The organism is Limnohabitans sp., assembly GCF_038134685.1.
Classification (GTDB): domain Bacteria; phylum Pseudomonadota; class Gammaproteobacteria; order Burkholderiales; family Burkholderiaceae_C; genus Limnohabitans_A.
Genome location: NZ_JAYPVP010000004.1, coordinates 1 through 8,365, shown reverse-complemented (window position 1 = coordinate 8,365; position 8,365 = coordinate 1). Strand labels below are relative to the sequence as shown.

At 62.2% G+C, this 8,365-nt stretch carries 11 protein-coding genes; 4 read left to right on the top strand and 7 right to left on the bottom strand.

The features are described 5' to 3' along the window. Both AAFM15_RS02600 and AAFM15_RS02595 read left to right on the top strand, forming a co-directional pair. On the top strand, window positions 1-492 hold a 492-nt coding region (locus AAFM15_RS02600; RefSeq protein ID WP_341685144.1), incomplete at its 5' end, for a TlpA disulfide reductase family protein. A gap of 124 nt (window positions 493-616) precedes the next feature. Continuing rightward, a complete protein-coding gene (locus tag AAFM15_RS02595; RefSeq protein ID WP_341685143.1) occupies window positions 617-1,726 on the top strand; it encodes a transglutaminase domain-containing protein in 1,110 nt (369 codons plus the stop codon). Here AAFM15_RS02595 and AAFM15_RS02590 read toward each other — a convergent pair. Genes AAFM15_RS02590 through AAFM15_RS02560 form a run of 7 tightly spaced genes read right to left on the bottom strand, consistent with a single transcriptional unit; the run spans window position 1,716 to window position 7,049 of the window. Beyond that, window positions 1,716-2,666 (bottom strand): pseudouridine synthase, encoded by a 951-nt coding sequence (locus tag AAFM15_RS02590; protein WP_341685142.1) that lies wholly within the window; start codon window positions 2,664-2,666, stop codon window positions 1,716-1,718. The genes AAFM15_RS02595 and AAFM15_RS02590 overlap by 11 nt on opposite strands. A gap of 15 nt (window positions 2,667-2,681) precedes the next feature. Next, complete coding sequence (gene trmB / locus AAFM15_RS02585; RefSeq protein WP_341685141.1) at window positions 2,682-3,404, bottom strand: tRNA (guanosine(46)-N7)-methyltransferase TrmB; 723 nt, start codon at window positions 3,402-3,404, stop codon at window positions 2,682-2,684. A 53-nt stretch (window positions 3,405-3,457) separates the two neighbouring features. Beyond that, the gene (locus AAFM15_RS02580; RefSeq protein WP_341685140.1) at window positions 3,458-3,925 is read right to left on the bottom strand and encodes a PIN domain-containing protein; all 468 of its coding nucleotides are present in this window, start codon (window positions 3,923-3,925) and stop codon (window positions 3,458-3,460) included. Then, window positions 3,912-4,139 (bottom strand): DUF6364 family protein, encoded by a 228-nt coding sequence (locus AAFM15_RS02575; protein ID WP_341685139.1) that lies wholly within the window; start codon window positions 4,137-4,139, stop codon window positions 3,912-3,914. The genes AAFM15_RS02580 and AAFM15_RS02575 overlap by 14 nt, the downstream gene beginning before the upstream one ends. Window positions 4,140-4,174: 35 nt before the next feature. Further along, a complete protein-coding gene (gene gluQRS, locus AAFM15_RS02570) occupies window positions 4,175-5,050 on the bottom strand; it encodes a tRNA glutamyl-Q(34) synthetase GluQRS (RefSeq protein ID WP_341685138.1) in 876 nt (291 codons plus the stop codon). A 3-nt stretch (window positions 5,051-5,053) separates the two neighbouring features. After that, complete coding sequence (locus tag AAFM15_RS02565; protein WP_341685137.1) at window positions 5,054-6,100, bottom strand: FAD-dependent oxidoreductase; 1,047 nt, start codon at window positions 6,098-6,100, stop codon at window positions 5,054-5,056. 10 nt (window positions 6,101-6,110) lie between these two features. Then, on the bottom strand, window positions 6,111-7,049 hold the full coding sequence (locus tag AAFM15_RS02560; RefSeq protein WP_341685136.1) for a LysR family transcriptional regulator: 939 nt from the start codon (window positions 7,047-7,049) through the stop codon (window positions 6,111-6,113). A gap of 101 nt (window positions 7,050-7,150) precedes the next feature. Between AAFM15_RS02560 and AAFM15_RS02555 the strand changes: the two genes are divergently transcribed. Both AAFM15_RS02555 and AAFM15_RS02550 read left to right on the top strand, forming a co-directional pair. After that, a complete protein-coding gene (locus tag AAFM15_RS02555; protein WP_341685135.1) occupies window positions 7,151-7,852 on the top strand; it encodes a pirin family protein in 702 nt (233 codons plus the stop codon). A gap of 40 nt (window positions 7,853-7,892) precedes the next feature. Then, window positions 7,893-8,365 (top strand): flavodoxin family protein (locus tag AAFM15_RS02550; RefSeq protein ID WP_341685134.1); only part of this gene is annotated, 473 nt, incomplete at its 3' end.

The following is an 8,365-nucleotide window of genomic DNA, read 5'->3' as shown; positions in this document are numbered from 1 at the left end:
AGGCCGCTCCTACATGGGCTGCTTTTGCTGTGCCTGCCCCTGCTGGCCCACGCCCAGTTTGACAAGCGGCCTTGGACAGGCTCCATGCCCGCCATGGATTGGGTGGACATGCAAGGCAAGAGCTGGACCGCGCAAAACCTCAAAGGCCACACCGTGGTGCTCAACTTCTGGGCGACCTGGTGCCCACCGTGCAAGGCGGAGCTGCCCTCGTTGCAGATGCTGCACAGCATCTCTGACGGGCAACCCATCGTGATCGGCATCAATGTGCAAGAGCAAGGCTCACGCGTGCAACGCTACATGCAGTCGGCGGGCCTGAACTTTCCGGTCGTGCTGGATCCGCGCGCTCAGTTGGCCAAACAGTGGGGCGTTGAGGCGTTCCCCACCACCATACTTATCGACGCCAAAGGCCAGGCCCGCTGGCGCGTGCTTGGCGAGGTGGATTGGTCTGGGCGCGAGGCAGAAGGCTGGATCAAGGGCTTGGGCTCGCGTTAAAAACAGCAAGGATAATCGCTTGGTCTGCTGCATTCGCAGCAGGTGACCTGCCTTCGGGGCATTGGCGGTGTTTGCCGCCTCGTGTGTGCCGACAGGTCTTTCGTTTGATTTCGGAGCTCTTGTTATGAACACCGTTCGCCGTACCCTCTTGCAGGGCGGTGCCGCCATGGGCGCGCTGATGGCCGCGCCCTCGCTGGTACTTGCCAATCCTTCTACTTCCCGCTTTGCACCCCAGCCCGGTGAGTGGCGCACTTTCGATGTGACCACCCGTCTGATGCTGGAGCATCCCCAAGGCGAAAGCCGTGTCTGGCTGCCTGTGCCCAGCATCGAAACTGATTGGCAACAAACCGTGGGCCACAGCTTTCAGAGCAATGGCAAAGCCAGCTTGATGGCCGATGGCGTGGAAGGCACCCGTTTTGTATCTGCCGAGTTTGCAGCGGGTACCCAGCCCGTGGTGGAGGTGACCAGCCGTGTGCGTACCCGCAACCGCCATGCAGACCTGAGCCGCCCGGGCAAGGGCTTTTTGCGCGAAGACGCCGCAGCCTTGCATTACTACACCCGTCCCACCGAGTTGCTGCCCACCGATGGCATCGTGCGCGAGACCGCACGCAAGGCCACCAAGGGTGCGCAGACCGATGTGCAAAAAGTGCGCGCACTCTACAACTGGGTGGTGACCAATGCCTGGCGTGAGCCCAAGGTGCGCGGCTGTGGCGAAGGCAACATTCGCGTCATGCTGGAAACCGGCAACCTGGGCGGCAAATGTGCCGACATCAATGCCTTGTTTGTGGGGCTGTGCCGCGCTGCGGGCGTGCCTGCGCGCGATGTGTATGGCTTGCGCTTGGTACCTTCGGCCTTTGGTTACAAGCAGTTGTCTGGCAACCCCGCCAACTTGTCGGGGGCGCAGCACTGCCGCGCCGAGGTGTATCTGCAGCAATATGGCTGGGTGGCGATGGACCCGGCTGATGTGACCAAGGTCATGCGCCACGAAGCGCCCGATTGGATCAAGACGGTGGATCACCCGTTGGTCAAGCCGGTGTATGACGGTTTGTTTGGCGGTTGGGAAGGCAACTGGGTAGGCTGGAACACTGCGCACGACCTGAAGATGCCTGGCGCGAAAACAGGCGTCCTGAATTTCCTGATGTACCCGGTGGCTGAAACCGCTGAGGGGCGCGTGGACAGCTACACCCCCGCCGAGTTCAAATACATGATCACCGCACAGGAAGTCACTGCTTGATTTCCTGCAGGGTCAAGATCCGGGCGCTTTCAAAGCGCCTGGCCTGACCCGTGACCGGATCTGTAAACGCAATGCTGCGTGCCAGCAGTTGCAAGGGCTGGGCAAAGTCTTCCGCCTCATGCGGTCCGCGTTTGACAATGGGGTAGAACTGATCGCCCACGATGGGCAGGCCCAGGCCATTCATGTGCACCCGTAGCTGGTGACGTTTGCCGCTGATGGGGTGCAAACGGTACAGCGCGTGCACGCCCAAAGGCTGCAATAACTCAATGTGCGTTTCGCTGTTGGGGCTCAGGCCTTCTTGAGCCGTAGCTTCCCGCATGCGGTAAAACGCCTGCTCGTCTTCCAGCATGTGGCTTTTGCGGGTGAGCGGAAAGGCCACGTCAGCTCGCCAAGGGGCAATGGCTTCATACACCTTGTCTACGCGCCGGTCCCGAAACAGGCTTTGGTAGGCATCGCGGTCTTGCGGGCGTTTGCACAGCAGCACCAGGCCGGCGGTTTCGCGGTCAATGCGGTGCAGGGGGCTGAGGTCGGCGTGGCCCAGCTGGGCCTTCAGGCGCACCAGCAGGGTTTCGCGCACATAGCGCCCGCCCGGCGTGACCGGTAAAAAGTGCGGTTTGTCGGCCACGAGCAGGTGCTCGTCTTCGAACAGCACAGTGGCCTCAAACGGAATCGGCGCCTCGTCAAACAATTCGCGCCAGTAGTACACGCGGGCGCCGCCCAAATAAGGGGCATCTGCAGTCAGCGGTTGGCCGTCTTCGCCCAGCACGGCACCGGCTTGCATGCGCTGCACCCATTCGCTGCGGCTGATGCGTGGCAGGCGCTCGGCCAGATGGTCAATCAGTAGGGGCCAAGGGCTTTGCCGCACCCGAGGCAGCGCCACGCAGCTGGGCGAGACGCCATCGCGCATGGCAATGTTCGGGTTTTTAGCAACGTGCGCCATGGCCGCACCAGAGCGTTAAACGCGTTTGAACACCAGGTCCCACACGCCGTGGCCCAGTTTCAGGCCACGGTTTTCGAATTTGGTCAGCGGGCGGTAGTCGGGTTTGGTGGCATAGCCGCCTTGGTCGGCAGCAGCCGTGTTGACCAGCAGGGGTTCGACAGACAAGACCTGGAGCATTTGCTCGGCATAGGGCTGCCAGTCGGTGGCCAGGTGCAGGTAGCCGCCGGGTTTGATGTGTCTGGCCAGGCGCTGCACAAACGGCCCTTGAATCAAGCGGCGCTTGTGGTGACGGCTTTTGTGCCAGGGGTCCGGAAAGAAGATGTGCACGCCGTCCAGGCTGTTTTCACCCAGCATGTGATCCATGACCTCGACAGCGTCGTGCTGCACGATACGGATGTTCCCAATGGCCTCTTCACCGCAGCGCTTGAGCAGTGCACCCACGCCGGGTTCGTGTACTTCGCAGCACAAAAAGTTGTCATCGGGACGCACATGCGCGATTTTGGCGGTGGCGTCGCCCATGCCAAAGCCGATTTCCAGAATCAGCGGTGCAGCCCGACCAAAGGCGGCTTGCGTGTTCAGGCGCTCGATCTGGTAGGGCACGAGAAACTTCGGACCATACAAGTCAAACGCCCGCATCTGCCCTGTGCCCATGCGACCGGCGCGCAGCACATAGCTTTTGATGGTGCGCATGAAAGGCGCTTCGGCCTGCGTTTGTGGCGTGTTGTCGGGCGTGGTCATGGGGTTGCAGAATGGTGTCGCAAAACCTGCAATTATCGTGGTCAGTGAGGGTGCTAAACGATTTTGAAGGGATTGATCAGCTTGACGCCAGCCAGCACTTCGCCTGTCCCCATGTCTTCAGTCAACAAAATGGCGCAGCCGCTGATGCGTGCGCTGGCCACAATCAGGGCATCCCAGTAACTCAGGGCGTGGCTCTGGTGCAGCTCCAGAGCAAGCTCGATGGTGTCTGCTGTGACTGTGGCTGTATCCAGTTGGCGATAACAACGCAGTTGTTCGCGCAGGTGGGCATGTGACAAGCCCAACTTGCGCAGACCAACATGGATGTATTCGTTGAGCACCTGTGTGGACAGGGCTCCCAGCCGTTGTTTGCGCAAGTGCATCAGCAGGTTGATGGCGATGCGTTGCTTAACGGCCTCGTCCGTACTGTCGGCGTAGACGAGCACGTTCGTGTCAACAAAGCATCGTTCGTGTGGCAAGACCAGCGTTGTAGCCCACTGCGGCGAGGGTTCAGCCGCGATCATGCACGGCATCCCGGTCGAATTTCCATCCTTGCAAGCGCCCGCCACTCTTCAGACAGCGTTGCTCCCAGGCGTTCCACTCGCTCTCGATGCGTTCTTGTCCGGCCAACTGTTCGAGGTAGTCGCGCACGGCCTGGTTCAGGCTTTTGCCCATTTTGCGTGCTGCATCGCGAGCTGCTTCGGCCACGCGTTCGTCCACGGAAAGGGTAATGTTCATGTTTGCACCTCCACTTTGCACATATTATGTGTGATTCAGAGCTTGTATGCAATCCATCTTTGGAGTGCCTGTTCTGGGCCTTTCTCAGAGCTGAGGGGTAGACCCAAGGCCAGAGCGGCCTGGTTCAAGGTCTGCAAAGGATCTGTCAAATCCAGCGCCTGTGCGCCATTTTGCTTGCTGAGTTTTTCTCCGTTGGCACCCAACACCAGGGGCGTGTGCATGTAACGTGGTGTAGGCAGACCGAGGGCTTGTTGCAGCACGATCTGTCGGGCGGTGTTGTCGGCCAGGTCTTCGCCACGCACCACGTCGGTGATGCCTTGCGCCGCATCATCCACCACCACGGCCAGCTGGTAGGCCCAGAGGCCGTCGGCGCGGCGTAGCACAAAATCGCCCACTTCCTTTTCGACGTCTTCGGCTTGCTCGCCCAAGCGACGGTCAGTCCAGCGCGTGACAGCGGGCAGGCCGCGTGCCTTGCGCACGGCCTGGACGTTCAGGCGCCAGGCGCGTGCGGGTTTGCCGTTCAATCCGGCACGGCAGGTGCCGGGGTAGACCTGCGCATGGTGTCGTTCGGTGGGGCTGGTTTGTGCGGCCTCAATGTCTTTGCGCGAGCAGCCACAGGGGTAGGCCAGGCCTTGTGCAATCAGCTGGTCAAGCGCTTGCTGGTAAATCTCGCCACGGTGGCTTTGCCAGAGCACGGGGCCATCGGGCACCAAGCCGCAGCGGGCCAGTTGGTGCAGGATTTGCTCGCCAGCGCCAGGGATGCAACGCGGGGTGTCGACGTCTTCAATGCGCACCAGCCAGCGCCCGTGGTGCGCACGGACATCGTGCCAGCTGGCCAGCGCGGCCACCAGCGAGCCCGCATGCAGCAGCCCGGTGGGCGAGGGCGCAAAACGGCCGACGTAGCCCGTCATGCCTCAGCGCTTGCGCAGCACCGCCAGCGCCAGCTCCAGCCCCGAGACAAATGCGTCTTCAACCCGGTGGCCGAGGCACCAGTCGCCGCACAGGCCGATGCCTTCGGACTTGAACCAAAGGTGGCTCTGGCCCAGGGGCTGTGCGGTTTTGGCGTACAGCCAGCGGTGCGCTTCGGTGTGGGTGGGGGTAGCGCGGATGCCGCTGATTTCGCCAAAGGCCTTGAGCAGCTTGGCAGTGATGCGCTCGGCGCTGTCGTTGATGTGCTCGGCCGACCAGCTGGCGCTGGCCTGAATGGTCCAGCGTTCGATGGCTTCACGGCCAGGCTTGGAGGACTCTCGTGCCATCCAGGCGATGCGGTGGTGGGTGCTGCGCGCAGCGCTCCACTGCGGACCGATGGTGATCAGGCCAGGCTGCATGGCCTGGGGCCAGGCGGCCATGAGGGTCCAGCAAGGGTCAAATTTGACGTTGAGCAGGGGACTGGCCAATTCGCTGAGCCCGGAAGCTTGCAGCAGGGTCTGGGCTTGCGCAGCAGGAATGGCCAGAATGACCTGGTCAAATCCTGCGAAGACGTGTTGACTGCTGTCCGTGCCTTCGGTGTGGACTTGCCAGCCGTTTTTCATGAGCGGATCGCGCGAAATGCGGGTGGCGCGGGTTTCGATCTGCACATTGCCGTCTTCCACCAAAGGCTCTGCCCAGGTTTTGACCAGGGCGTTCATGCCGGGTGTCGCCACCCAGTGGCGTTCCCCGCCGGGCAAGGCCGCCTCGATGACGCGGCCAATCGGGTCGAGCACCCGCACCGCGTTGGCGCTCCAGGGGCGGCACAGGCCAGGTACGGTGCCCAGGGCCAGTTCAAATCGCGCATCGCGCACCGTGAAGTACTGCGCGCCGTGGTCAAAGCTGCCAAAGGGGCTGCGGCGCGTGGCCATGCGACCGCCGGGGCCTCTGCTTTTTTCAAACAGCGTGACGTGGTGTCCGGCCTGACGCAGGGTGCGGGCGCATGCGATGCCGGCCATGCCGACGCCAATGATGGCTATGTGTAGTGTGCTCATGGCATTCACTTTACACGCGAAGCGACTGTTGCAGCAATGCAAGACGCGTCTTTTCATTGCCGAGTTGATCGAGCCACCAGCGCAAAGCCGGTCCAGCGGGCTTTTGCCGACTGGCGCGCCAGGCCAGGTGGGCCGTGTTGCTGCGGACCTTGGTGGTCTGGCGGGCCACGAGGCGTCCTGCATCAATGTGCGGTTGTGCCAAGGGCCTTGGCAGAAACCCGGCGCCCAGGCCACGCAGCTGTGCATGCAGCTTGGTGGCCATGTCGGGCACGGTAAAGACCTCCTGTCCGCCCAGCAGGCCAATGGTCAGGCCCTGGCCACGGTGCACGCTGTCGGCCACCGCCACAGCGCGGTGTTGCTGGAGCAGAGCATCGCTCAAAGGTTCGGGCGCTTTGGCCAGCGGGTGCTGTGGGGCGACGGCAAACACAAAGTCCACCTCGCCCAAGGGGGTGTGCTGAATGTCGGAGGACAGGCCCGGTTCCAGCACGGCGCCAATGGCCAGGTCGGCCAGGCCATTCGTGAGGGCCGCCAGCGTGCCCGACAGGGTTTCGTGGCGAATCCGTAGTCGGGTCGGGCTGCCCAGGGCCAGAAAAGCTTCACTCAGGTCGAGCACCACATCACGGGCGATGATGCTGTCTACCGCCACGGTGAGGGCGGCTTCCCAGCCGGTGGCCACGCGCCGGATGCGGTTGGCCACGGCGTCCAGGTCGCCCAGTAGCCGGTCGGCCTCGCGCAGCAGTTCCTGGCCGGCGGCGGTGGGCTGGGCCTGGCGCGAGCTGCGGTCGAACAGCAGCACATCGAGCGCGTCTTCGAGTTGGCGCACGCGATAGGTCAGGGCGCTGGGCACCACGCCCAAGGTGCGGGCGGCGGCGGCAAAGCTGCCTTCACGGCCTATGGCTTGCAGCATGAGCAAGGTGTCGGGGGTGAGCCAGTCGCGTGGGGCGGTCATGGTTTAAGTGCAAATAAGTTGAATGATGCCATCAAATTAAAAGCATGGTTGGGGACGGGGTAGCACCTACATTTGCTACACACTTTTTGAAAGGCACGATCATGCTGACGATTCGCAAATCCAAGGACCGGGGCTACGCTGACCACGGCTGGCTCAAGAGCTTTCACAGCTTTTCATTTGCCAATTACTTTGACCCGCAGCACATGGGTTGGGGCAATCTGCGGGTCATTAACGAAGACCGCATTGCCCCAGGCACCGGCTTTGGCACGCACGGCCACCGCGACATGGAAATCATCAGCTATGTGCTGTCGGGCAATTTGGCGCACCAGGACAGCATGGGCAACATCAAGGGCATTCCGCCCGGCGATGTGCAGCGCATGAGCGCGGGCAGCGGCGTGCGCCACAGCGAGTTCAACCATGCCAAGGGCGAGCAAACCCACTTTCTGCAGATCTGGATCGAACCCAATGTAAAAGGTATTGAGCCGAGCTACGAACAAAAAACCATTCCCGAATCGGTCAAGCGCGGCCAGCTGGCGCTCGTGGCCGCGCCTGAAGCCGCTGAGCACACCGTCAAAATCCACGCCGATGCGCGTATGTATGCGGGTTTGCTGGATGGCGCAGAACAAGCCACCCTGTCGCTGGATGCGCAGCGCAAAGCCTATGTGTTTGTGGTGTGCGGCAGCCTACGCGCCAACGGCCAGCAGCTGAACGCCGGCGACGCCGCCATGCTGGCCGCAGAATCCGCCCTGACCCTGGACCAAGCCCAGAGCGCAGAAGTTCTGGTGTTTGACCTAGCCCCCTGATTTTTCGTTTTCACCCCCTGCCAATCCAAGGAGTTTTCTCATGGCAAAGACTGCTGTTGTTTTCCACTCTGGCTACGGCCACACCCAATTCATCGCCCAGGCTGTGGCCAAAGGCGCCAACGCCCAATTGGTGGCGATTGACGCTGATGGCAATGTGAGCGAGTCCGACTGGGCTGTGCTCGACGCCGCTGACGCCATCGTCATGGGCTCGCCCACCTACATGGGCAATGTGAGCTGGCAGTTCAAAAAGTTCGCCGACGCTTCTTCCAAGCGCTGGTTCACCCGCGCCTGGCAAGACAAGTTCTTCGCCGGCTTCTCCGTCAGCGCCAGCCTGAACGGCGACAAGGGCATGACCCTGGCTTACCTCAATACCCTGGCGTCCCAGCACGGCGGCCTGTGGGTCAGCCTGGGCATGGCACCCGCCAACACCTCAGCCGCCACCCGTGCGGATGTGAACAATCTGGGTGGCTCGGTGGGCTTGCTGGTGCAGGCACCGTCCGACGCCGGCGCCGA

What these genes read in the sequence shown, in the direction of transcription:
- AAFM15_RS02560 (WP_341685136.1), bottom strand. Translation starts at nt 7,049, where the DNA reads ATGACCGCCCCACGCGACTGGCTCACCCCCGACACCTTGCTCATGCTG.
- AAFM15_RS02595 (WP_341685143.1), top strand. Translation starts at nt 617, where the DNA reads ATGAACACCGTTCGCCGTACCCTCTTGCAGGGCGGTGCCGCCATGGGC.
- trmB (WP_341685141.1), bottom strand. Translation starts at nt 3,404, where the DNA reads ATGACCACGCCCGACAACACGCCACAAACGCAGGCCGAAGCGCCTTTC.
- AAFM15_RS02580 (WP_341685140.1), bottom strand. Translation starts at nt 3,925, where the DNA reads ATGATCGCGGCTGAACCCTCGCCGCAGTGGGCTACAACGCTGGTCTTG.
- AAFM15_RS02590 (WP_341685142.1), bottom strand. Translation starts at nt 2,666, where the DNA reads ATGGCGCACGTTGCTAAAAACCCGAACATTGCCATGCGCGATGGCGTC.
- AAFM15_RS02575 (WP_341685139.1), bottom strand. Translation starts at nt 4,139, where the DNA reads ATGAACATTACCCTTTCCGTGGACGAACGCGTGGCCGAAGCAGCTCGC.
- AAFM15_RS02565 (WP_341685137.1), bottom strand. Translation starts at nt 6,100, where the DNA reads ATGAGCACACTACACATAGCCATCATTGGCGTCGGCATGGCCGGCATC.
- AAFM15_RS02555 (WP_341685135.1), top strand. Translation starts at nt 7,151, where the DNA reads ATGCTGACGATTCGCAAATCCAAGGACCGGGGCTACGCTGACCACGGC.
- gluQRS (WP_341685138.1), bottom strand. Translation starts at nt 5,050, where the DNA reads ATGACGGGCTACGTCGGCCGTTTTGCGCCCTCGCCCACCGGGCTGCTG.